A 22889-nucleotide genomic window follows, 5' to 3' on the forward strand; every position below is an offset into this window, starting at 1 on the left:
GTGAAAATCCGTTTAACGCAGCCCGCTTTGGCGGCCTGTTTTTCCGTCCAAGGGGAAAAGATTCGAAAAAATATCATTTAAAATCAGATATTTGAGAAGTTTTAACTTTGGTTTCGCGAAAGTTAACGCTGGTCTAACGCCCGGTTGCTTCACTAGGGGCAAGATGCAGACATGTTCGGTTCACAGCGATTTTGGCAATTACGCCAAGCCAGTACTCCCCAAGCCTGTCCCCGCTGTGGACCGGACGCATCTCTCCCCGTGTTTTGGGGAAGGGTCAATTGCAGATAGCTCCAGGGGGCTGGGGGCAGAGACCCGGTTGGTACGTAACGAGTTTCATAACGTAACCCTTTTCGGAAGGTACCCTTTTTTTGAGCGCGTAGTTATTTCCTTTGACGACTTGGGACTTTCCAGTACGCTCCGGGACACAGTTAACGGTTCTGTGTCCCGGGGCGATCTGTTTTCACCCCCGCAAGAAGTCTTTACCAGTCGGGGCAATACATTGGGCATGGACCCAGGTTCAGAAGCCGGTCGGCCGCCAATTGCGCGGCTTTATCTTTTGGGGCCCGTCCGGCTGACCGACCAGGAGGGCTATGACCGCACGCCCAAAGGGGGTGTGCGGCGCGCGTTATTGGCCGTTCTGGCGCTGTCGCAGCATGGTACGAAATCCCGTCTTTCCCTTCAGGACATGTTCTGGGGCGACCGCGATCCGGCGCGCGGCGCGTCCAGCCTGCGCAATGCGCTGTCGGTGCTGAAAAAGGACCTGGCCGATCTGGGCGACGAGCTGATCACCAGCGATGCCCAGGACGTGCGGCTGAACATCGACCGGCTCTGGATCGACGTGGTGCACTACGCCAGCCCGACCGGGGCCGAGCAGCTGCGCCATACCCATGGCCAGCGCCTGCCGGACCTGATCGAGGGGCTGAATGTCCGCGCCACCGGAGACGACACGTTCGAGGATTGGCTGCGTATCGAGCGGCAGCACTGGATCGACGTGCTGGAACCGAAGCTGACCCCGCCGCAGGAACGCGAACGCATCGACCCGCCGCTGCGCGATCCCGCGCAGATGGCGCTGTCGGATCTGCAAAGCCATTTCGGCATCGGCCTGTTGCCTACGATCTCGCGCGCGAATGCGCTGCATGCGGAGCTGTTCGGCGATTCCATCATGGATTCTATCGCCGACAACCTGCGGGCGGTGCATCTGGCCGAGATCTATGATTATCGCGGCGACAACACCGCGCGGTTCGATATCGGCGCGGGGGTGGGGCCGTCGATCCTGTTGCAGCTGAAGCTGTTCCAGGACGCCAACCGCATCAACATGACGCTTCTGGTCTATCGCACCAGCCAACAGCGGCTGCTGTGGACCTGGCAGATGCCCGCGCGCTATGCCGACGGGATGAATTTCGACAATCTGGCGGTTTCGAATTTCATCAACCGGGGCAGTGACCGGGTGTCCAAGACGCTGCACGATCTGGCCATGAAGGCGGGCGGGGCCTATCTGAACACGCCCTATCACGCGCTGAACACCATGTTCCGGCTTGAAGGGCAGGCGCTGGGCGATACCCGCCAGATGCTGATCAACGCCCATAGCGAGACCGGGGAATCGGTCCACCGCGCGCTGCTGGCGTATCTGAACACCTTTCACGTGGGCGAGCATTGGGGCCGGTATGACGGGGCGGTCATCGATGACACGCGCGAGCATGTCTATAATGTGCTGAACGACGATCCGTTCAACACGGTGACGCTGACCATGGCGGGGCATGCGGCGGGCTATATCCTGCACGATCCGGTCCTGTCGGGCGAGATGCTGGAGCGCGCGGTCGAGCTGAACCCGACCCTGGCGCTGGCCTGGGATCACCTGGCGCTGCACCACATGTATAACGGGCGCTATGACGATGCGCTGAAAGCCTCGGAAACCGCGATCCGGCTGGGTGTCTACAGCCCGCTGCGGTTCACCTATGACACCACGATGTGCATGATTTCGACCCTGCGCGGGGAACATGCCCGCGCCGTCGAATTCGGCAGCCGCGCGCTGGCGCACCGGCCCAATTACGGGGCCGCGCTGCGCTATATGTCGGTGGCTCTGGCGCATCTGGGACAGGACGAGGAAGCGCACCGTCTGGTGGGCCGCATCCGCCAGATGGAGCCCGATTTCTCGGGCGACTGGGTGATGAACGACCGCCTGGCGGTCAGTGACGATGGGGCGCGCAAATTGTTGTTGACGGGATTCGAGAAGGCTGGGGCCTGACCATATTTTTTGCAAAGGGGGTGCAAGGATGCCATTGAACAGGGATGTATTGAAAGCCGACTGGCTGATGACGGATGGCGAGACATTCGAGCTGGTCAACGCCAAGACACAGGAAGGCGACGGTGCGGGCGGCGGCGAGGCGACCGTGGTGCTGCATGCGATGGTGGCGGCCGGCGGCGGGGCCTCGGCCGTGTTCAACCGCAACCGCAATCGCAACAGGAACCGAAATCGCAACCGGAACCGCAATCGCAACCGCAACAGGAACCGCAACCGGTTCAACAGTTTCGAGGATTTCGACACCAGCGGCGACATCCTGGCGCCCTGGCGCGAGATCGCCTGGCTGCACGAGGTGTTCGTAGCCTGGGTCGACCTGCCGCTGGAACTGCCGCCTACACCGGATGAATTCAAGCTTCAGACGCTGGCGCTGTTCGACAAGCTGCACAGGCTGAAGACCGACCCGGCCGAACGCCTGCGGCAGGAGGAAATCCTGTCCGAACGCTCGCTGGATCTGACCGGCTATCTGCGCCCCTTGGGGGTTGCGGGGCTGGGCGGCTATGACGAAACCCGGGCGCTGATGCTGATGGTGGCGCGGATCTGCGAAGAGGTCGGCCTGCGGTACAAGGCGCGCTATGGCGTGTCGCGCCCATCGGTGCAGGAACCGCGCCTGCGGACCTTTCTGAGCAACCCGCCTTACGAATCCTATCCGTCGAACCATTCGTTCCAGTCCTTCGCGATTTCCTTCGTGATGTCGCGGGTGATCCCGGAACATCCCGGCATTCCGGGGCTGTTCCGATCCTCGCGCCGGATCGCCGAGAACCGGGAATGGGCGGGCATTCATTTTGCCGCCGACACCCGCGCGGGCCATGACCTGGCGCGGATGTTCACACCGATTTTGGAACTGGTGCTGCGCGAACAGATGATCGCCGCACGCGCCGAATGGATTTGAGCGGAGGGTATTATGACTGAACTGAATTACACACCGCCCGGATCGGTCCGGGGCGATGCCAACTATGCCGATTACCTGGCGCTGTGGCACCTGTTCGAAATCGGCGTCGTGACCGATCTGGATTTCAACTCCGAAGGCTGGGATCTGGCCGAAAAGCGCGAGGGCGAAAGCTATCCGCCGACCCGCGTGGCGCTGATCGACGTATCGGTCGCCTATCACCACCCGAACCTGGTGGGGGCGATCAACACCGATCTGATGATCGACTTCTTCTCGGCCCGGCTGGGCACCTTCCCCAAGCCCAGCCAGACCGATCCCTTCACCCCGGGCGCGGCCCAGAACATGGCCGCGCCGCTGGGCCTGGGGCCGATCGGCGAGCTGTTCCTGGAGCTGACCGCGCATCTGCCGGACGAATACATCGCCGCGCGCGGTCCGTGGGACCAGCGCCAGCGCGTCCTGCCCACCACCAGCGCCGATTTCTCGGCCCATGGCACCGCGATGGCGGGGCTGATCGGCGCGCGGCCCAAGGGCAAGGACGAGGTCGAATTCGTCGTGCCGTCGCGCATTCCCCTGTCGGAAGAGGACGGCACCGATATCGACCTGCCGCCCGCGAAACTGCCCGCCGGGCCAAGCCTGCCCTTTGCGGGGGTCGATCCGTTTTGCGAGATCGTGCCGATTTCCACCAGCTTCGATCCCGACCCCGAACAGCTGATCCTGACGCTGCTTTATGCCTGGATCATCGGGGCCGACATCATCGTGCTGGCGCGTGATTTCCCCGATCCGCTGCGCAGCGCGATCACCGGCCGGCGCGACAATGGCAAGGTGCTGCCCGAAGAGCGCGAGGCGCTGCTGAAGGCCTATCCCTGCGAGCTGACCGAGCGCGAGCTGGAGCTTTGGGATGCGCTGCACGATCTGGTTCTGAAGATCTCGGAAACCATCCCGGTCGTCTGTGCGGCGGGCAATGGCTATGACGATTCGATGATATACCCTGCGTCGCTGGCCGCGCCGCCGGTCTCGGCGGCCGAGGCTCAGAACGGCAAAGGCAACGGCATCATCGCCGTCGGTGCCCGCGCCGCCACGCGCCAGCGCGCGGCCTATTCCACCACCTCGACCCAGTCGGCGCCGATCTCGATCTATGCGCCCAGCGGCGATGGCGAGCGGCTGGATGTGGGGATGCAACGGCTGGATACGCTGGACCCCGAATTCCGGCCCTTCGATCAGGCGGATTCCTATGCCGGGCAGCTGAATGTCGAATATACCGGCGCCAGCACGATGCCGCATCCGATTGATGAGAGCACCTATTCCACGCAGCCGGTGATTTCCACCGATGTGCCGGGGGCGGCGGGCTATAACAACAGCCCGTTCCCCTATGCTACCAACGATGTCGGCGCGATCTTCGACTACCGGTCCTATTACTGCGATTTCAGCGGCACGTCGGCGGCCTGTGCGATGACGGCGGGGATGCTGTCGCTGGCCTATAGCGCGGGCAAGATCCCCAAGGGCAACGGCTCGCTTGCCAAGACGCTGCTGCGGGGCGGAACGGCGCCGGTCGACGATACGGCAGGCACCCCGGTGCTGCGCTGGTCGGTTCTCTGACGCGACAGGTTTGGGGTAGGCGACATGGTGATGACCGGTACCGGAAAAGGTCCGGGGCTGAAACGACGAACCGGGCGGGTTGCACGCATCGCGCTTGTCCTGTTCGTTCTGATCGGCCTGTGTGCATTCTGGCTGTTGTCGGGTCCGAAAGCCGGGCTGGACACCGGTACGGTCCGGCTCAGCGCGCTTGGCTCGACCTTGTTGGTGCTGCTGTTCTTTTCGGTGCTGACCGAGCGGCTGGTCGATGTGGGGCTGACCCTGTTGCACGGGCCGGAACGCATATCGCTGCTGGCCCCGCTGGAGGAAGAGATCGCCCATAACGTCGCCATGGCCGACATGCTGCGGCGGGACCTGGACATGCTGTCGCATCCCCAGGAACGCATTGCGCTGTTCACCGAGGAACTGGCGGGCGAGGCCGCGATGGCGCGCTCGGCCACGGCCAAGGCGGTGGCCAAGGCGCGGCGGGCGCTGGCCTTTCTGCGGCTCAAGCGCCAGCGCCGGGCGGTCGCGTTGAGCGTGATGGTGGGGCTTCTGATCAGCGCGGCGGGTTTCCATGTGCTGGGCGGGATCGTCGCCACGATCCCCGACCTGCAACCGCTGTCGCGGGCGCAGGCGGCCTATCTGACGACGCTGGATCTGGCGGTGACGGCGGTCGCGATCGCCGGCGGATCGGAACTGGTCCACCGGGTCCTGCACGATTTCCTGGCCCTGCGCGACAAATCCCCCGAAGAGATGCTGCACGACGTGTGCTGAGCCGGGCATCGGCCACCCCTATGCCATTGCAGACCGGACAAGCTCGGCCACATGGCGGATGCCGGGGTCCTGGGATCGGCGGCGGTGCCAGGCCAGGTGCAGCGGAAATCCATCGACGGCAATGGGCGGCGCATGGGTGGTCAGATCCGTGCGTCCCGTAGCCCACAGGCCCTGGCGGGGCAGCATCGCGACGAAATCGGTCGCCCTGAGGATCGGCGGCACCAGGTGGAACGACGGCACCACCAGCGCCACGCGCCGTTTGCGCCCGATCCGGGCCAGTTGCGCGTCCAGCGGGGTGCGTTGCGCGCCCTGGCCCGACACGATCACATGCGGCCAGCGCAACCAGCCGTCCAGATCGAGCGACGTGCCCGCCGGGTGATCATGGCGCATCGCCACCACATAATCTGCGCGCAAAAGCGTAACGGTTTCGATCTGCTCGGCGGTCCGGTCAAAGACCGAGATCGCCAGATCCGTGTCGCCGTCGCGTAAGGCCCGCAAGGCCCTTTGCGGTCCTTGCCAGGGGCGAAAGACAACGGTGATCCCGGGGGCGGTTTCGGACAGACGCGCGGCCAGCACCGGCGCCAGCAGGGCGGTGGGATCGTCCGCGGCGGTGATCCGGACGACCTGTTGCATCGTGGCCAGATCCGGCGCGGGCGGGTCGACCAGCGTGGCGATATCGGACAGGACCGCACGCAGCGGCAGGCGCAGCGCCTCGGCCCGCGGGGTGCGCACCATACCGCCACGTCCCCGTTCCAGTAGCGGATCGCCCAGCAGATCGCGACAGCGTTGCAACGCGTTGGACACCGCCGGTTGCGACAGGTTCAGCCGTACTGCGGCGCGGCTGACATGGCCTTCGTCCAGCAGCGCGTCGAGGATCACCAGAAGGTTCAGATCAAGCGCCCGTAAATTCATGAAATCAATATAGCATCATATAAAATATCTGTTGGAATTATTTCAGTGCGCGCCGCACCTTTCGGGCATCCCAACCGATAGGAGGCCCCGATGCCCAAGACCCTGATCCTGCTGTTTCACCGCGATCTGTCGAAATCGCACGCCAACGCCGCGCTGTCCCGCGCCGCCGCCCATGTGCCGGGGGTCGAGGTCGTGGATATGCAGGCCCGCTATCCCGATGGCGTGATCGATATGGCGACCGATGCCGCGCACGAGGCCCAGGCACTGTTGTCGGCCGACCGGATCGTGCTGCAATTCCCGATCCAGTGGTATTCGACGCCCGCACTTCTGAAGGCATGGCAAGACGCTGTGCTGACACGGATGTTCTATATGTGCGCCGAGGCCGAGGGCGACCGCCTTGCCGGTACGCCGCTGATGATCTGTGCGACGGCGGGGAATGTGCCCGGCGCCTATCGGCGGGGCGGGGTGAATCACTTCACCATCGACGAGATCCTGACCCCGCTCAGGGCGACCGCGCATCGCTGCGGGCTGCTGTGGCAGGCCCCGTTCATTGTCTTCGCGGCGGACAGGCTGGACGATGCCGCGCTGGCTGCGGCCTGCGACGGCTATGCCGCGGCGCTGACGGGGGGTGTTCAGGCCGTATCCGAACCGCAGGGCATCGGGGCGGGGTGACGCGGATTGGGGTCCGGTAAGGCTCGGACAATCTTCACGGGTTTATCGGGGGGAAATCCGGGATGGTGCCGCAGGGGAGGATTGAACTCCCGACCTCACCCTTACCAAGGGTGCGCTCTACCACTGAGCTACTGCGGCCCGGTGGAGGGCTGATTAGACCCATTCGCCAATCGACGCAAGCGCTATCTGGACGGTTTTTTCCCCCTGCTGTAGACAGGCGCCATGAACGATAAACCCCGCAAGGCAAAGGCCACCAAAGGCGATGCAGGACGCGAGGCGCGGCTGAAGGCGGCGTTGAAGGCGAACCTGGCGCGGCGCAAGGCGCAGGCGCGCGCCCGCAAGGCCGATGCGGACGGGTCATAAGGGGCAGAGCAGATGGATTCGATTTTGGTACGCGGCAATGGCCCGCTGAACGGGGAAATCCCGATTGCGGGGGCCAAGAATGCCTGTTTGACGCTGATGCCGGCGACGTTGCTCAGCGACGCGCCGCTGACGCTGACCAATGCGCCGCGCCTGTCGGATATCCGCACCATGACCGCGTTGCTGCAATCGCTGGGGGCCGAGGTCGCCAGCCTGCAGGACGGTCAGGTGCTGGCGCTGTCCAGCCACGACCTGAACAACCACCGCGCGGATTACGAGATCGTGCGCAAGATGCGCGCCTCGATCCTGGTGCTGGGGCCGATGCTGGCGCGGCACGGCCATGCCGAGGTTTCGTTGCCCGGCGGCTGCGCAATCGGCGCGCGGCCCGTCGATCTGCACCTGAAGGCGCTGGAGGCGATGGGGGCCGAGCTGGACCTGCGCGACGGCTATGTCCACGCCAAGGCGCCCTTGGGCGGGCTGAAGGGCGGGATCGTCGATTTCCCCTTCGTGTCTGTGGGCGCCACGGAAAACGCGCTGATGGCGGCGACGCTGGCCAAGGGCACGACGGTTTTGAAAAACGCCGCGCGCGAGCCCGAGATTGTCGATCTGGCCCAGTGCCTGCGCCGCATGGGCGCGCAGATCGAGGGCGAGGGGACATCCGAGATCACCATCCAGGGCGTCGATTCGCTGGGCGGGGCGACCCATCCGGTGGTGACCGACCGGATCGAACTGGGCACCTATATGCTGGCGCCCGCGATTGCGGGGGGCGAGGTCGAATGCTTGGGCGGTCGGATGGAGCTGGTCGCGGCCTTTGCCGAAAAGCTCGATGCCGCCGGGGTCAGCGTGACCGAAACCGCGCGGGGGCTGAAAGTGGCGCGCCGCAATGGCCGGGTCGATGCGGTGGATGTGGTGACCGAACCCTTCCCGGGCTTCCCCACCGACCTTCAGGCGCAGATGATGGCGCTGATGTGCACCGCCGCGGGCAAGAGCGTGTTGGAAGAAAAGATCTTCGAGAACCGCTTCATGCACGCGCCCGAGCTGATCCGCATGGGCGCGCAGATCGACGTGCATGGCGGCACCGCCACCGTGACCGGGGTTGAGCGGCTGAAGGGCGCGCCGGTGATGGCGACCGACCTGCGGGCCAGCGTGTCGCTGATCCTGGCGGGACTTGCGGCCGAGGGCGAGACCATCGTCAGCCGGGTCTATCATCTGGATCGCGGCTATGAGCGGGTCGAGGAGAAACTGGGCGCCTGTGGCGCGCATATCGAACGGGTGAAAACGGAATGAGCGAAGACGCACGGTTCGAAGACGCAGGCGACCGCCCGCTTTATCTGGGCGCGGTGACGCCCGAGGATCTGCAGGTGATCTCGTCGCTGGTGCAGGACGCGGTGTTTCCCGTGACCGAGATCAGCTGGCGCGGGGCCGAGCGCCGGTTTTCGATCCTGCTGAACCGCTTCCGTTGGGAGGACGCCGATGCCGCCACCCAACGCGGCCGCCCCTATGAACGGGTGCAGGCGGTGCTGTCCTTCGGCGACGTGCTGAAAACCCGCGCCCAGGGCGTCGATCGCAGCGACGCCGATATGATCCTGTCGCTGCTGTCGGTCGATTTCGAACCGGGCGCGGACGGGGCAGGGCGTGTTCTGTTGACCCTGGCCGGGGATGGGCTGATCGCGCTGGAGGTGGAGTGCCTGAACGCCACGCTGCGCGATGTGACCCGGCCCTATGTCGCGCCCTCGCGCCATCAGCCCAAACACGACGGGTAAACCGCCCGATCCGCGAACCGATTCCATGGTTCAATTCGGTTCCGAAACCGACTAGACGAAACAGGACCGAGTAGGAGCAGCCCGATGCCCGTGTTTCTGGACAGCGCAGACCGCGATTTCGAAACCCAGTTCACCGCCTTGCTGAATGCCAAGCGCGAGGACAGCCCCGATGTGGACGCGGTCGTGGCGGGAATCATTGCCGATGTGCGCGACCGTGGCGATGCGGCGGTGATCGAGCTGACGCAGAAATTCGACCGGGTCACACTGACGCCCGAGACTTTGGCGATCTCCAAAGCCGAGATCGACGCCGCCTGCGACAGCGTGCCCGCGGCCGAACGCGCAGCACTTGAACTGGCCGCCGAGCGCATCCGCGCCTATCACGCGCGCCAGATGCCCGCCGATGACAGCTGGACCGATGCCAGCGGGGCGACGCTGGGCTGGCGCTGGACGCCGGTCTCGGCGGCGGGGCTTTACGTGCCGGGCGGGCTGGCCAGCTATCCCTCATCCGTTCTGATGAACGCGATCCCGGCACAGGTTGCGGGGGTCGAACGGCTGGTGATCTGTGTGCCCACGCCCGATGGCGAGGTGAACCCGCTGGTCCTGCTGGCGGCGCGGCTGTCCGGCGTTGACACGATCTATCGCATCGGGGGCGCGCAGGCGATTGCGGCTTTGGCCTATGGCACCGACACGATCCAGCCGGTGGACAAGATCACAGGGCCGGGCAACGCCTTTGTCGCGGCGGCCAAACGGCGGGTCTTTGGCAAGGTGGGGATCGACATGATCGCCGGCCCGTCCGAGATCCTGGTGATCGCCGATGCCGATAACGACCCCGACTGGATCGCGGTCGATCTGCTGAGCCAGGCCGAACATGACGAAAGCGCGCAGTCGATCCTGATCACCGATGATGCCGCGTTCGGGCAGGCGGTTGCCGCCGCCGTGGAAAAGCGGCTGGAAACGCTGGACCGCCGGGCGATTGCCGGGCCCAGCTGGCGCGATTTCGGCGCGGTCATCACCGTGCCCGACCTGGCGCAGGCCGCCGCGCTGTCGAACCGCATCGCGCCCGAGCACCTGGAGCTGTGCGTGGCCGACCCCGACGCGCTGTCGGCACAGATCACCCACGCGGGCGCGATCTTTCTGGGCAAATGGACGCCCGAGGCGATCGGCGACTATATCGGCGGGCCGAACCATGTGCTGCCCACCGCCCGGTCGGCGCGGTTTTCCAGCGGGCTCAGCGTGCTGGATTTCGTGAAACGCACCACGCTTGCACAAATGACACCGCAGGCGCTGGCCGCCATCGGCCCGGCGGCGGAAACGCTTGCACAATCCGAAAGCCTTCAGGCGCACGGCCTGTCGGTGCGGGCGCGGTTGAACCAGCTGAACAGCGAGGTGGCGGAATGAGCGGCACCCACAGGCTTTGCCATGTCGAGATCGACGAAAGCGGCATGCCCGCCCCCACGCCCGAGATCGAACAGGAACGCCGCGTGGCGATCTTCGATCTGCTGGAAGATAACAGCTTCACCCTGATCCCGCGCGAGGATCGGCCGGTGCCCGATGGCCCCTATCGCCTGCTGCTGGCGATCCGCGAAAAGCGGCTGGTCTTCGACCTGCAGACCGAGGCCGAAGAGCCCATTGGCGCGTTCCACCTGTCGCTCAGCCCGTTCCGGCAGGTGGTCAAGGATTACTGGCAGATCTGCGGCAGCTATTTCGAGGCGGTCAAGACCCTGCCGCCCGCCCAGATCGAGGCGATCGACATGGCCCGGCGCGGCATCCACAACGAAGGCGCGAGGGTGCTGCAGGAACGGCTTGAGGGGAAGGCAGATGTCGATATCGACACCGCGCGGCGGCTGTTCACCCTGATCAGCGTGCTGCATTTCGGGGGATAGGCGCGGTGGGGGGCAAGATACCGTCTTCGGTTCTGTTTTGCTGCGATCACAACGCGGTCCGCTCTCCCATGGCCGAGGGGCTGATGAAAAAGCTCTATGGTCAGCGCGCCTATGTGCAATCGGTGGGCGTGCATAACGACCTGGAGATCGACGGCTTCGCCATTGCCGTCTGCAAGGAGATCGGCATCGACCTGCACCGGCACCGGTCGCGGTCCTTCAACGAGATGCAGGAATGGGGCGACGACCTGTCGAGCTTCGATCTGGTGATCGCCCTGACCCCGGCCAGCCAGCGACAGGCGCTGGAACTGACCCGGCTGTTTCACCTGGATGTCGAATACTGGCCGATCCTGGACCCCACGGGGCTGGGTGAAACCCGCGAGACCAAACTAAACGCTTTCCGCCAGACCCGCGATCAGCTGCGCGCGGGCCTGATCGACCGGTTCGGCCCCCCGACCGAGGTACAGACCCCATGAATCGCGATGTGATCGAACGCTATTTCGCCGCCTTCAACGCGGGCGACACCGACGCCATGCTGGCCGAACTGTCCGATGACGTGGCCCACCACGTGAACGAGGGGCAGATCCGGACCGGCAAGGCGCTGTTCGCCGAATTCTGCGCGCATATGAGCCGCTGTTACCGCGAGAACCTGACCGACATGGTGATCTTCACCACCCATGACGGCACCCGAGCGGCGGCGGAATATGTGGTGAACGGCACCTATCTGGAAACCGACGATGGGTTGCCGGCGGCCAAGGGGCAGACCTATCGCCTGCCAGCGGGGTCGTTTTTCGACCTGAAGGGCGACAAGATCACCCGCGTCACCACCTATTACAATCTGGCCGACTGGATGCGCCAGGTCTCGGGATGAGCCTGACGTTCCGCACGCTGACGGGCGCGGATATCGCCGCGGCGCTGGACGATCTGGCGCGGCTGCGCATCGCCGTTTTCCGCGACTGGCCCTACCTTTACGATGGCGATCTGGAGTACGAGCGGCGCTATCTGGAAACCTATCGCGACAGTGCCGATGCGATCCTTGTGGCGGCGTTCGATGGCGACCGGATCGTGGGCATGGCGACCGGCACGCGCATGAAGGACCATGACGAGGATTTCGCCGCCGCCTTTGCCGGAACCGATTACCCGCTGGACCAGATCTTCTATTGCGCCGAAAGCGTGCTCATGCCCGATTATCGCGGTCAGGGCGCGGGGCACGCGTTTTTCGACGCGCGCGAGGGGCAGGGCCGCGCGCTGGGCTGCCGTTTTGCCGCGTTCTGCGGCGTGGTGCGGCCCGACGGCCACCCGCTGCGGCCCGCACACTATCGCCCGCTGGACGCGTTCTGGCAGAAGCGCGGCTATCGCAAGCTGGAGGGCGTGATCGCGCATTTCCGGTGGAAGGATATCGACCAAACTGGCGAGACCGATCACCCGCTGCAATTCTGGATCAAGCCGCTATGAAAATCGCCGCCGCCGCCTATCCCGTCGAATGGCATGACAGCTGGGCCGATTATGCCGCCAAGGTCACGGATTGGGTCGTCGAGGCCGCCGGGCAGGGCGCCGATCTGTTGGTTTTCCCCGAATATGCGGGGATGGAAGCTGCGTTGATCGGCCCGCCCGCCGCGCCGCCCGATTGGCTGGCTGCGTGCGAGGGCGCGCGCGGGGATGCGTGGGACCTGTGGGCCGGGCTGGCCCAGCAGCATGGCGTGCATATTCTGGGGGGCAGCGCCCCGGCGGAAACCCCGCGCGGCTTCGTCAACCGCGCGCCGTTCTTCGCGCCGAACGGGCAGGCGGGCTATCAGGACAAGCAGATCCTGACCAAGTGGGAGCGCGCCCATACCGCGTTGGTCGCGGGCGACGGGCAGACGGTGTTCGACACCGATCTGGGGCGCATCGGCGTGGCCATCTGCTATGATTGCGAATTCCCGTTGCTGGGGCGCGATCTGGCGGCGGATCTGTGGTTGTTCCCGTCCTGCACCGATGCGGCCACGGGCGCGGCGCGGGTGCGGATCGGCGCGCAGGCCCGCGCGTTGGAGCGGCAATGCCATACCGTCCTGGCGTCCACCGTGGGCGCAACGCCGGACTGCGATTTCCTGGATGAAAACAGGGGGTTGGCGGGCGTCTATGCGCCGCCCGACACCGGGTTTCCCGATGACGGGATCGTGGCGCAGGGCGCGATGGACGCGCCCGGATGGACCTTTGCCGATGTGGATCTGGCGGGGCTGGCCGCCAAGCGCGCGGCCGCGGCGGTTTCGATCCCCGACCATTGGGACGAACAGGCCCGCACGCCCGCGCGCCCGATGACCGTGCTGCGCGGTTAAGCGACCTTTTCCAGCGTCGCTTTCGGCTGCACCCCCAGCGCGTGACAGATGTCGCGGCTCAGATGCGGCTTGTTCAGCGTATAGAAATGCAGGTCCTCGACCCCGCCTTCCAGCAGCTCGGTGCACAGCTCGGTCGCCAGCGCGGTGGCCAGCAGATCGGCCCGCCCGTCGCGTTCGGCGGTGGCGAAGGCCTCGTCGATCCACGCGGGCACATGGGTGCCGCAGCGCTGGGCGAATTTGCGCACGCCCTTCCAGTTTTCAATGGGCAGGATGCCGGGGATGATCGGCACGTCGATCCCGGCCTTTTCGCAGCGGTCGCGGAAGCGGAAGAAGGTCTCGGCCTCGAAGAAGAACTGGGTGATGGCCGAGCCCGCGCCGGCTTCGACCTTGCGCTTCAGCCAATCGACATCGGCAGTGCTGTCGGCGGCTTCGGGGTGCGGGTCGGGATAGGCGCCAACGCGCAGGTGGAACTGCCCCGTTTCGGCCAGCGCCTCGATCAGCTCACAGGCATTGGCGAACCCCTCGGGATGCGCGGAAAACGCGCCCTGGCCCTTGGGCGGGTCGCCGCGCAGCGCCACGATCTCGGTCACGCCCGCCTTGGCATAGGCATCGGCGATCTCCAGCGTTTCCGCGCGCGAGGCGTTGACGCAGGTCAGATGCGCCGCCACGTTCAGCCCGTAATGGCGGTGGATGGTTTCGACCGCCTCGTGGGTCAGCGCCCGGGTCGTGCCGCCCGCGCCATAGGTGACGGACACAAAGCCCGGATTCAGCGGCGCCAGCGTCTGCACCGTGTCCCACAGCCGGAACGAGGCATCGAGCGATTGCGGCGGAAAGAACTCGAAAGAGATGCGGGGCGCGGCGGTCATGGTGGCAATCCGGGTCAGGTTTCGTGGTTTCCCCCTTGTCGCATGCGGGGCTATGTGAAACAAATTCATAGTTCTCAAGAAGAATATGAAATCGGCGCATATGTATATCGAGCTGAAGCACCTGCGGACGGTCCGCGCGATCCACGATGCCGGCGGGTTGGCCCGCGCGGCCGACCAGTTGCACATGACGCAATCGGCGCTCAGCCATCAGGTCAAGGCGCTGGAGGATCAGGTGGGGATGGAGCTGTTCGTGCGCCGCTCGAAACCGCTGAAGCTGTCGGCGGCGGGGCAGCGGCTGTTGCGGCTGGCCAACAAGGTCCTGCCCGAGGTCGCCGCGACCGAGGAGGAATTCCACGCCCTGCACGCGGGCAAATCGGGTCGGCTGCACATCACGCTGGAATGCCATGCCTGCTATGACTGGCTGCTGCCCGTGCTCGAGGCGTTTCGCCATTCCTGGCCCGAGGTCGATGTCGATATCCGCCCCGGCCTGTCCTTCGACGCGCTGCCCGCGCTGGCCCGCGAGGAGGTCGATCTGGTGATCTCGTCCGACCCCGAACCGGTCGAGGGGGTGCAGTTCGCGCCGCTTTTCGACTACGCCCCGGTTTTCGTAGCATCCTCGCGTAACCCGTTGGCGCAAAAGGATTTCGTGGTGGCCGAGGATTTCGCCGACCAGATGCTGTTTCACTATCCGGTGGAACGCGCCAAGCTGGATATCTTCAAGGAGCTGCTGACGCCCGAACGGGTCGAACCGCGTGCGATGCGGGGGGTCGAACTGACGGCGGTGATCCTGATGCTGGTGGGCTCGAACCGGGGGGTCACGGTGCTGCCCGATTGGGTGGTGCGCGACGTGGCCGACAACCCCGACTATGCCGTCCGCCCGATCACCGAAACCGGTCTGACCCGCCGCATGTACGCCGCCACACGAGACGAGGACGCCGCCAAGCCATACATGGCGCATTTCATCCGCCTGGCCCGCACGGTGCCGGTCAAGTTGCAGCGGGATTAGGCGTCGGCAAAGCCTTCGGGCAGAAAGCGGACTTTGGCCTCTGGGCCGCGCGGTTCAAGCGCATATAGCGCCGGTCGCTTCGAGAGATAGGCGCGCCAGGTGCGTTCCGGCAATTTGCTGATCTTCACCCCGTGTTGTTGGTGCATCTGCGGTGCCAACTCGCTTATTCTGATGCCCTTCCCGGCTTTGCTGCCGATGGCGATGATGGTGCGGATCTTCAGGTCCAGTTCGCTTACGCATGGCAGGGCGTCGTTGACCGTGGGGTCATTGGCCGCTTGCCGGGCGGCAAGGCTCTGGTTGACCGAAACCTCAACCCGGCAGGCTGGCGCCGTGACCTCGACAAACCGGGAGCAGGCGGCGCGGAAATTGTCGGGCGCCTTGGCCTCGCCCAGCCCGGTGACCTGGGCGCCCCATTCGCGCAACCGCAGCGCCAGATGGGTGAAATCCCCGTCCGAGGTGGCGATCACGAAATCGGTGACTTCGCCGGCCACCGCCAGCTCGATCGCGTCAATGGACAACAGGACATCGGCTGCGTTCTTGCCAACCCCCGCATGCATCACGCGATAGCCCGGCGCGGTCAGCCAGCCGGAATTGACCTGTGCATTCAGATAAACGCGCGCGACATCGGCGCGGCCGTTCTGTTCAGCGGTTTTCAGAATGCGGTCGGCGTGGCTGGCGCTGATATTATCGCCATCCACAAGAACGGCGAGCCGTTCGGTCATGGTCGAACCTCAAAAGTCATTTCAGTTTCAAAGCGCGTTTGCCCGTTTCTGGTAAATGAATGTGTCGGTTTGAGGGCGTCTTGGGCTGCGCGTTCTGCACGCGCGACGGGCTGTGCCGGATGGTGCTTTTCTGGCGCAGCCGGGCGGATGAAGGCCCTTGCCCGCGCGCAAACCCGCGCTTCCCCCTTGGCAACCCACCCCGCCCGGCGTATACGCGCGACCTGACTCAAGGAGACCGCTATGATCGGCAGCGCCAATCTCAACATCATGCTCAAGGCCGCCCGCAAGGCCGGTCGCAGCCTCGTGAAGGATTTCCGCGAGGTCGAGAACCTGCAGGTGTCGGTAAAGGCGGCGGGCGATTTCGTGTCGCGCGCGGATGTCGCGGCGGAAAACATCCTGAAGGAAGAGCTGCTGGGCGCGCGGCCCAATTACGGCTGGCTGGGCGAGGAAACCGGCGGCCAGGACGGGGCCGACCCGACCCGGCGCTGGATCGTCGATCCGCTGGACGGGACCACCAATTTCCTGCACGGGCTGCCGCATTGGGCGATCTCGATCGCGCTGGAGCAGAAGGGCGAGATCGTGGCCGGTGTGGTTTTCGACGCCGCCAAGGACGAGATGTTCTTTGCCGAAAAGGGCGCGGGCGCGTGGATGAACGACACCCGCATTCGGGTTTCGGGGCGGCACCGGATGATCGAATCCATCTTTGCCACCGGGGTGCCGTTCGCGGCCAAGAAGACCCTGCCGGCGACGTTGCATGATTTCAGCCGTCTGCTGCCGAAATGCGCGGGTGTGCGGCGTTGGGGCGCGGCGGCGCTGGACATGGCCTATGTCGCGGCGGGCCGCTATGACGGCTATTGGGAGCGCGAGGTGAACGCCTGGGACATCGCCGCGGGGCTGATCATCGTCAAGGAAGCGGGCGGGTTGGTCGATGCCGTGCGCGAGGGGCACAAGCCGCTGGAAGATGGCGATGTGATCGTGGCCAATGACGCGATCTTCAATGAATTCGTGCGCACGATCCGCGACCGCTAGGTGCTGCGGTCGCTGGGGTGGTTGACCCCGTCGGCCCAGGGCACCGGATCCAGATCGCGCGGGTTCACACCGTCGATCCCGCCCACATTCACACCGTATTCGTTCGGGTTCGACCGCCGTTGGTGGTGGGTATAGATCCCGCAGGTCTTGCAGAAGAAATGCCGCGCCGTGCCGGTCCCGAACTGGTAGAGCGTCAGGTTCTCCGCCCCCTTCACGATCCGCAGCCCGTCCAGCGCGACCGAGGCCGCCATCGCCCCGCGCCGCCGGCAGAACGAACAGTCGCAGCGCCGGGCGCTGGCCAGATCGTCGGTGATATCGACCTCCAGCTCGACGGCACCGCAATGACAGGTCAGGCGTTTCTTCATTTGCGCCGCACCACGGGGATCGAGCTGCGCTGATACCGTGCCTCGGGGTGGGGCGGGTGGCCGTGGGTGCGGTTCCAATAGCGCGGCCCGCCGCGGCGCAGCCAGACCGGTGCCATCAGTGCAAGCCCCGCCAGGAATCCGCCCGCATGGGCCCAATAGGCGACACCGCCCTCTTGCGCGGCGCTGCCGATCCCGCCGAAGAGCTGCAGCGCGAACCAAAGCCCCAGCATGATCCAGGCGGGGATCGGAAAGATGCGGAAGATGATGATGAAGATGAACAGCACATCCACCCGCGCCTTGGGAAACAGCAGCATATAGCCCCCCATCACCCCCGCGATCGCGCCCGAAGCCCCCACCATCGGCACGCGCGAGCCGGTATCGGCGGCATATTGCAGGAACGCGGCGGCAAACCCGCAGGCCAGATAGAAGCCCAGATAGGGCACATGGCCCAGCTCGTCTTCCAGGTTGTCGCCGAAGATCCACAGGAAAAGCATGTTGCCGCCCAGATGCATCAGCCCGCCATGCAGGAACATCGAGGTCAGGAAGCCCTGAAAGCCGCCGCCATTCGACACCGCCGCCGGGACCAGCGCCCAATTGGCAAAGAACTGGTTCAGCCGCGCGGGTTCGGAAAACAGCGGCCAATAGGACAGGAACACCAGTACATTCACTGCGATCAGCGCATAGGTGACATAGGGCGTGCGTTGGGACGGGTTATGGTCGCGGATCGGAAACATGGCGCCACGCTAGCGGTCTGGCGGAACAGGTCAAGCGGCCATTCCGCGGGGCGTTTCGGGAATGACGTTGCCTGTGTTTTAAGCAGATGCCGCGTTTGTGGGTCATCAAGCCGGCTGATCGGGCGCGTTTATGCTGCGGCGCGGCGTAATATCTGCGCGATATTGCTGCGATGCGGCATTATCGGGACATGCGACATTTCATATTCCTTCTGATGATGGCGGGTGCGCCGTCCGCATGGGCGAGTGACTGTCCCGTACCCCTTGAAAAGAACCCTCGGCAGGCCGAGCTGCTGGACGAGATCCGGTCGGCCTCTGATTCGCTCAGCGCGCTGCATCTGACCAACCGCATGTGGGAGATCTGGGCCACCGCCCCCGACGACCACGCGCAAGAGCTGCTGAACACGGGAATCGAACGGCGCGCGATGTATGACCTGAGCGGCGCGCGCAAGGCGTTCGATGCGCTGATCGCGTATTGCCCGGATTACGCCGAAGGCTATAATCAGCGCGCTTTCGTGTCGGTGATCGAGGGCGACCCGACCCGCGCGCTGCCGGACCTGAACCGCGCCGTGCGCCTGTCGCCGGAACATTTCGCCGCCCGCACCGGGCAGGCGATGGTCCTGATGCAGCTTGGCCGCACGCCCGAGGCCGCAACCGCGCTGAAATCGGCGCTGGCGCTGAACCCCTGGCTGCCCGAGCGAATCTTCCTGCAGGAGCTGGCAGGCCAGGCCACCTGACACGGCGCCTGTTGTGCGCCGCGCCCCGTCGCGCTAGGACTGGTTCCGGCCCAATCGGCTTGGGCGGGCGTGATGGAATGGTAGACATATCGGACTTAAAATCCGAAGGGCGTATGCCCGTGTGGGTTCGAGTCCCACCGCCCGTACCATACCGGAAAGTCGCCTAAATTCGTCGCATTCGACCAAGTCTGCCGCGAATTCTGCGACAAAATTAATCGAATATGTTTTCTGCCGCCGGTGCCGCGATGGAAACTTTGACCATTGCAACCACTTCAAACAGTGGTACCGTTCATGAAAGCCGACGATGATCGGTACATCCATCCGGGAAGGGTGGGACAACAGGGGAGTAATTCGTGACCGCCGTGTCCGAGCAAGATTTCGTGGTCTTCGACCACGTCCAAAAGAGCTATGACGGGGAAACGCTCGTCGTCAAAGACCTGAACCTTTCGATTGGCAAGGGCGAATTTCTGACAATGCTGGGGCCGTCGGGGTCGGGCAAGACGACCTGTCTGATGATGCTGGCGGGGTTCGAGACCGCAACGCATGGCGAGATCCTGCTGGACGGCAACCCGATCAACAACATCCCGCCGCACAAGCGCGGGATCGGCATGGTCTTCCAGAACTATGCGCTGTTCCCGCATATGAGCGTGGCCGAGAACCTGGCCTTTCCGCTGGAAGTGCGCGGCTGGGGCAAGTCCGAGCGCGAGGACAAGGTCAAGCGCGCGCTGGACATGGTCCAGATGGGCGATTTCGGTGGCCGCCGTCCGGCGCAATTGTCGGGTGGGCAGCAGCAGCGGATCGCGCTGGCGCGGGCGCTGGTCTTCGACCCGGCGCTGGTGCTGATGGACGAACCGCTGGGCGCGCTGGACAAGCAGCTGCGCGAGCATATGCAATACGAGATCAAGCACCTGCACGAAAGCCTGGGCATCACCGTGGTCTATGTAACCCATGACCAGTCCGAGGCGCTGACCATGTCCGACCGGGTCGCTGTGTTCGACGACGGCCGGATCCAGCAACTGGCGCCGCCATCGGCCCTGTACGAGCAGCCGATGAACAGCTTCGTTGCGCAATTCATCGGTGAAAACAACAAGTTGTCGGGCAAGGTCAAGGCGCTGGATGGCGACATCGCCACGGTCGAACTGGACAATGGCGCAAGCTGCACCGCGCTGGCGGTCAATTGCGGCGCCGTGGGCAGCCCGACGCTGATTTCGGTGCGGCCCGAACGCGTGAGCGTCGCCGCGGCCGATGGCCCGAACACGACCGAAGCGCAGGTCAAGGAGCTGATCTATCTTGGCGACCACATCCGCTGCCGTCTGAACGTGCACGGCAATGACGAGTTCATCGTCAAGGTCCCCAATGCGGCCGGACATTCACATCTGACGGTGGGCGAAACCACCCGTGTGTCCTGGCTGGCCGAGGATGCGCGCGCGCTGGACGCGGCGTGACATCCCACTCAAGCGGGCGCGCAGGGACGCGCCCCGCAAAACGTTAAGTATGTCGCAACATGGGAGACGACTTATGAAGAAAACTCTGGTTCTGACGACGGCATTGACCGGTCTGGCCTTCACCGCTTCGGCGGCCGAGGTGACGGTGATGTCCTGGGGGGGCGCCTATACCAAATCGCAGGTTGAAGCGTATCACAAACCCTTCACCGCCGAGACCGGGATCACCGTGAATTCGGTCGACGCGGACAACCCCGCGACGCCGATCAAGGCCCAGGTCGAAGCTGGCAACGTTTCGGTCGATGTGGCCGACGTAGAGCTGTCAGATGCGATCCGCCTGTGTGACGAAGGCCTGCTGGAAGAGATTGATACCACACTGCTGACGGCGGCCCCTGATGGGACGCCTGCGACAGAGGATTTCATCGACGGGTCTTTGCATGATTGCGCCGTGGCCAATATCGTTTGGACCACGCTGATTGGCTATGACAAAGACAAGCTGGGCGGCACCGAGCCGACATCCATCGCTGATTTTTTCGATCTTGAGAAATATCCTGGAAAACGCGGGATGCGCAAAGCGGCCAAAACAACGCTGGAAATGGCGTTGATGGGTGATGGGGTTCCAGCCGCAGAGGTTTATGAGGTGCTCGCGACCGATGAAGGTGTTGATCGGGCATTTGCCAAGCTGGACAGCATCAAGGATGAGGTCATCTGGTGGGAAGCCGGTGCGCAGCCGCCGCAGCTGTTGGCTGACGGAGAAGTGACCATGACTGTGGTCTGGAACGGTCGGATCTTCAATGCGATTGCAGAAGAGGGCAAACCGTTTGGCCTGCTTTGGGACGGTCAGATCTATGATCTAGACTTGTTTGTTGTCCCCAAAGGCGCACCGAACAAAGACGAAGCCATGGAGTTTATCAAGTTCTCGACCGCGACCGAGCAACTTGCAAATCAGGCCAGCTGGATACCCTACGGCCCTGCGCGCAAGTCTTCGATTGAAAAGGTTGGCAGCTTCCACAGTGACCCCTCTATCGATATGAAGGTTCACATGCCTACCACTGAAGAGCATCTTGCCAATGCGGTTCAAAACGACTTCGAGTTCTGGGTCGATTATGACGCCGAGCTGAACGAGCGTTTCAACGCTTGGCTCGCCAACTGATGCAAATAACGGGCCCGGCGCGTCATGCGCCGGGCCCGATTTTCGACCCCGGATATCCCGGGCTGAATTCCCAAGACCAGAGGGCTCCGAATGAGCGACGCGGCAGTTTTCAGCGACATCACAACGCAAACGGACAGTCTGACCACCGCCGACGGGCGTCCGTTGAAAGCCGCACTTGCCGCGGCACAGGCCCGCGCCAGACGCCGGGCTTTTTTCCTGGTTCTTCCGTTGCTGGCCTTTGTCCTGTTGACCTTTGTGGCGCCCATCGGCCAGATGCTTCACCGGTCGGTGCACAATCCCGGCTTCACCGAACATCACGACATCGCCTCGGGCGCCAAAACCCCGATCATGGTGAACCTGCGCCAGTGGTTCGATGACAATGCCGATGCCGCCCCGGACGAGACCGCCTATGCCGCGCTGGCCGCTGACCTGCTGGTTTTGCGCGATCTGAAAGCTGCAGGCAATGTCGGGACGCGGATCAACTATGAACGGGCCGGTTCACGATCCTTGTTCACCAAGGCGGCGCGGAATGCCAAGAAGCTGGAACCGCCCTATACCGAGGCGATCCTGGATCTGGACGAGGATTGGGGTGATCCTGCGCTGTGGCAGGTGATGCGCGGCGCGTCTTCGGCCTATACGCTGAATTTCTATCTGGCGGCGATCGACAAGACCCGCGATGCGGGGGGCAATGTGGTGGCGGTGGACGAGGTGCGGCAGGTCTATGTCAAACTGTTCCTGCGCACGCTGTTCCTGTCGCTGTTGATCACCGTGCTGTGCTTCGTCCTGGCCTTTCCCATTGCGCATCTGCTGGCGACGCTGCCGCTGCGCTATTCCAACCTGCTGATGATCTTCGTGCTGCTGCCGTTCTGGACTTCGCTTCTGGTGCGGACGACCAGTTGGATCGTGTTGCTGCAAAGCGAAGGGGTGCTGAACGACGCGATGGTGGCGACGGGCATCCTGGCCGACGAGAACCGGATTCAGATGATGTACAATCAGGCCGGCACGATCATCGCGATGACGCATATCCTGCTGCCCTTCATGGTGCTGCCACTCTATTCGGTGATGCGACCGATCGACAAATCCTATGTGCGTGCAGCCCGATCGCTGGGCGCGACAAGCTGGACCGCCTTCCGCCGGATCTATTTCCCGCAGACGGTGCCGGGGATCGGGGCTGGGGCGCTGCTGGTGTTCATCCTCGCCGTGGGCTATTATATTACTCCCGCTTTGGTGGGGGGCGCCGATGGTCAGCTGATTTCGAATTTCATCGCCTATCACATGACCAAATCGCTGAACTGGTCGCTGGCCGCCGCACTGGCCGCGATCCTGCTGGGCGGTATCCTGATCCTCTACTGGCTGTATGACCAGCTGGTGGGCATCGACAATCTGAAGCTGGGGTAAG

The 22889-nt window shown here is 64.2% G+C and carries 25 protein-coding genes and 2 tRNA genes; 21 read left to right on the forward strand and 6 right to left on the reverse strand.

Annotation, left to right across the window (positions count from 1 at the left end; translation table 11 throughout):
- Nucleotides 1-505 precede the first annotated feature (505 nt).
- Genes CLM60_RS09110 through CLM60_RS09125 form a run of 4 tightly spaced genes read left to right on the forward strand, consistent with a single transcriptional unit; the run spans nucleotide 506 to nucleotide 5537 of the window.
- The gene (locus CLM60_RS09110) at nucleotides 506-2245 is read left to right on the forward strand and encodes a tetratricopeptide repeat protein (protein ID WP_141246487.1); all 1740 of its coding nucleotides are present in this window, start codon (nucleotides 506-508) and stop codon (nucleotides 2243-2245) included.
- Between the two features lie 28 nt (nucleotides 2246-2273).
- Nucleotides 2274-3191 carry a phosphatase PAP2 family protein gene (locus tag CLM60_RS09115; RefSeq protein WP_141246488.1) on the forward strand — a complete coding sequence of 306 codons (918 nt, stop codon included), beginning with the start codon at nucleotides 2274-2276 and terminating at the stop codon, nucleotides 3189-3191.
- Nucleotides 3192-3203: 12 nt separating this feature from the next.
- Entirely contained in the window at nucleotides 3204-4784 is a 1581-nt protein-coding gene (locus CLM60_RS09120; RefSeq protein WP_095588855.1) for a S8 family serine peptidase, read from the forward strand.
- A gap of 30 nt (nucleotides 4785-4814) precedes the next feature.
- A complete protein-coding gene (locus CLM60_RS09125) occupies nucleotides 4815-5537 on the forward strand; it encodes a hypothetical protein (protein ID WP_141246489.1) in 723 nt (240 codons plus the stop codon).
- A gap of 18 nt (nucleotides 5538-5555) precedes the next feature.
- Here the strand turns inward: CLM60_RS09125 and CLM60_RS09130 are convergent, their stop codons facing one another.
- Nucleotides 5556-6449 carry a LysR family transcriptional regulator gene (locus CLM60_RS09130; RefSeq protein ID WP_095588857.1) on the reverse strand — a complete coding sequence of 298 codons (894 nt, stop codon included), beginning with the start codon at nucleotides 6447-6449 and terminating at the stop codon, nucleotides 5556-5558.
- A gap of 90 nt (nucleotides 6450-6539) precedes the next feature.
- Here CLM60_RS09130 and CLM60_RS09135 point away from each other — a divergent pair, with 90 nt between their 5' ends.
- Entirely contained in the window at nucleotides 6540-7121 is a 582-nt protein-coding gene (locus CLM60_RS09135; RefSeq protein WP_095588858.1) for an NAD(P)H-dependent oxidoreductase, read from the forward strand.
- Nucleotides 7122-7184: 63 nt separating this feature from the next.
- Here CLM60_RS09135 and CLM60_RS09140 read toward each other — a convergent pair.
- Nucleotides 7185-7259: transfer RNA gene (locus tag CLM60_RS09140), tRNA-Thr, on the reverse strand.
- An 84-nt stretch (nucleotides 7260-7343) separates the two neighbouring features.
- Between CLM60_RS09140 and CLM60_RS20895 the strand changes: the two genes are divergently transcribed.
- The 9 genes from CLM60_RS20895 to CLM60_RS09180 all read left to right on the forward strand — a co-directional run bounded on the left by CLM60_RS20895 (nucleotide 7344) and on the right by CLM60_RS09180 (nucleotide 13439).
- On the forward strand, nucleotides 7344-7484 hold the full coding sequence (locus CLM60_RS20895; protein ID WP_176473839.1) for a hypothetical protein: 141 nt from the start codon (nucleotides 7344-7346) through the stop codon (nucleotides 7482-7484).
- A gap of 12 nt (nucleotides 7485-7496) precedes the next feature.
- Nucleotides 7497-8768, forward strand: a complete 1272-nt coding sequence (gene murA / locus CLM60_RS09145) for a UDP-N-acetylglucosamine 1-carboxyvinyltransferase (RefSeq protein ID WP_095588859.1) — start codon at nucleotides 7497-7499, stop codon at nucleotides 8766-8768.
- Nucleotides 8765-9244 carry a DUF2948 family protein gene (locus CLM60_RS09150; protein WP_095588860.1) on the forward strand — a complete coding sequence of 160 codons (480 nt, stop codon included), beginning with the start codon at nucleotides 8765-8767 and terminating at the stop codon, nucleotides 9242-9244. Before murA ends, CLM60_RS09150 begins: the two co-directional genes overlap by 4 nt.
- Nucleotides 9245-9328: 84 nt before the next feature.
- The gene (gene hisD, locus CLM60_RS09155) at nucleotides 9329-10642 is read left to right on the forward strand and encodes a histidinol dehydrogenase (RefSeq protein ID WP_095588861.1); all 1314 of its coding nucleotides are present in this window, start codon (nucleotides 9329-9331) and stop codon (nucleotides 10640-10642) included.
- Nucleotides 10639-11127: a UPF0262 family protein gene (locus tag CLM60_RS09160; protein ID WP_095588862.1), complete on the forward strand. Its 489-nt coding sequence runs from the start codon at nucleotides 10639-10641 to the stop codon at nucleotides 11125-11127. The genes hisD and CLM60_RS09160 overlap by 4 nt, the downstream gene beginning before the upstream one ends.
- Nucleotides 11128-11195: 68 nt before the next feature.
- Complete coding sequence (locus CLM60_RS09165) at nucleotides 11196-11600, forward strand: arsenate-mycothiol transferase ArsC (protein WP_425427225.1); 405 nt, start codon at nucleotides 11196-11198, stop codon at nucleotides 11598-11600.
- Nucleotides 11597-11995 carry a ketosteroid isomerase-related protein gene (locus CLM60_RS09170; RefSeq protein WP_095588864.1) on the forward strand — a complete coding sequence of 133 codons (399 nt, stop codon included), beginning with the start codon at nucleotides 11597-11599 and terminating at the stop codon, nucleotides 11993-11995. The genes CLM60_RS09165 and CLM60_RS09170 overlap by 4 nt, the downstream gene beginning before the upstream one ends.
- Nucleotides 11992-12579: a GNAT family N-acetyltransferase gene (locus CLM60_RS09175; RefSeq protein WP_095588865.1), complete on the forward strand. Its 588-nt coding sequence runs from the start codon at nucleotides 11992-11994 to the stop codon at nucleotides 12577-12579. Before CLM60_RS09170 ends, CLM60_RS09175 begins: the two co-directional genes overlap by 4 nt.
- Nucleotides 12576-13439, forward strand: a complete 864-nt coding sequence (locus CLM60_RS09180; protein WP_095588866.1) for a carbon-nitrogen hydrolase family protein — start codon at nucleotides 12576-12578, stop codon at nucleotides 13437-13439. The genes CLM60_RS09175 and CLM60_RS09180 overlap by 4 nt, the downstream gene beginning before the upstream one ends.
- Here CLM60_RS09180 and metF read toward each other — a convergent pair.
- Nucleotides 13436-14305, reverse strand: a complete 870-nt coding sequence (gene metF / locus CLM60_RS09185; protein ID WP_095588867.1) for a methylenetetrahydrofolate reductase [NAD(P)H] — start codon at nucleotides 14303-14305, stop codon at nucleotides 13436-13438. The two genes, CLM60_RS09180 and metF, sit on opposite strands and share 4 nt — an antisense overlap.
- Nucleotides 14306-14405: 100 nt before the next feature.
- Between metF and CLM60_RS09190 the strand changes: the two genes are divergently transcribed.
- Nucleotides 14406-15311 (forward strand): LysR family transcriptional regulator, encoded by a 906-nt coding sequence (locus CLM60_RS09190; protein ID WP_095589316.1) that lies wholly within the window; start codon nucleotides 14406-14408, stop codon nucleotides 15309-15311.
- Here the strand turns inward: CLM60_RS09190 and CLM60_RS09195 are convergent.
- On the reverse strand, nucleotides 15308-16033 hold the full coding sequence (locus CLM60_RS09195) for an NYN domain-containing protein (RefSeq protein WP_095588868.1): 726 nt from the start codon (nucleotides 16031-16033) through the stop codon (nucleotides 15308-15310). The genes CLM60_RS09190 and CLM60_RS09195 overlap by 4 nt on opposite strands.
- Nucleotides 16034-16273: 240 nt before the next feature.
- Between CLM60_RS09195 and CLM60_RS09200 the strand changes: the two genes are divergently transcribed.
- On the forward strand, nucleotides 16274-17062 hold the full coding sequence (locus CLM60_RS09200) for an inositol monophosphatase family protein (protein ID WP_095588869.1): 789 nt from the start codon (nucleotides 16274-16276) through the stop codon (nucleotides 17060-17062).
- Here CLM60_RS09200 and CLM60_RS09205 read toward each other — a convergent pair.
- Together CLM60_RS09205 and CLM60_RS09210 are read right to left on the reverse strand one after the other, a co-directional pair.
- A complete protein-coding gene (locus CLM60_RS09205) occupies nucleotides 17059-17427 on the reverse strand; it encodes a GFA family protein (protein WP_095588870.1) in 369 nt (122 codons plus the stop codon). The two genes, CLM60_RS09200 and CLM60_RS09205, sit on opposite strands and share 4 nt — an antisense overlap.
- On the reverse strand, nucleotides 17424-18161 hold the full coding sequence (locus tag CLM60_RS09210; protein ID WP_095588871.1) for a rhomboid family intramembrane serine protease: 738 nt from the start codon (nucleotides 18159-18161) through the stop codon (nucleotides 17424-17426). Before CLM60_RS09210 ends, CLM60_RS09205 begins: the two co-directional genes overlap by 4 nt.
- A 188-nt stretch (nucleotides 18162-18349) precedes the next feature.
- Between CLM60_RS09210 and CLM60_RS09215 the strand changes: the two genes are divergently transcribed.
- The 5 genes from CLM60_RS09215 to CLM60_RS09235 all read left to right on the forward strand — a co-directional run bounded on the left by CLM60_RS09215 (nucleotide 18350) and on the right by CLM60_RS09235 (nucleotide 22888).
- Nucleotides 18350-18895, forward strand: coding sequence for a tetratricopeptide repeat protein (locus tag CLM60_RS09215; protein WP_095589317.1), 546 nt, complete (start codon nucleotides 18350-18352; stop codon nucleotides 18893-18895).
- A gap of 63 nt (nucleotides 18896-18958) precedes the next feature.
- Nucleotides 18959-19044, forward strand: a tRNA-Leu gene (locus CLM60_RS09220).
- Nucleotides 19045-19248: 204 nt separating this feature from the next.
- Nucleotides 19249-20340: an ABC transporter ATP-binding protein gene (locus tag CLM60_RS09225; RefSeq protein WP_095588872.1), complete on the forward strand. Its 1092-nt coding sequence runs from the start codon at nucleotides 19249-19251 to the stop codon at nucleotides 20338-20340.
- Nucleotides 20341-20413: 73 nt separating this feature from the next.
- On the forward strand, nucleotides 20414-21490 hold the full coding sequence (locus CLM60_RS09230; RefSeq protein ID WP_095588873.1) for an ABC transporter substrate-binding protein: 1077 nt from the start codon (nucleotides 20414-20416) through the stop codon (nucleotides 21488-21490).
- A gap of 90 nt (nucleotides 21491-21580) precedes the next feature.
- Nucleotides 21581-22888 (forward strand): ABC transporter permease, encoded by a 1308-nt coding sequence (locus CLM60_RS09235; RefSeq protein ID WP_095588874.1) that lies wholly within the window; start codon nucleotides 21581-21583, stop codon nucleotides 22886-22888.
- The last annotated feature ends 1 nt before the right edge of the window (nucleotide 22889 follow it).

Origin of the sequence: Actibacterium ureilyticum (assembly GCF_002285435.1) — a bacterium.
Taxonomy (GTDB): Bacteria; Pseudomonadota; Alphaproteobacteria; order Rhodobacterales; family Rhodobacteraceae; genus Actibacterium_C; species Actibacterium_C ureilyticum.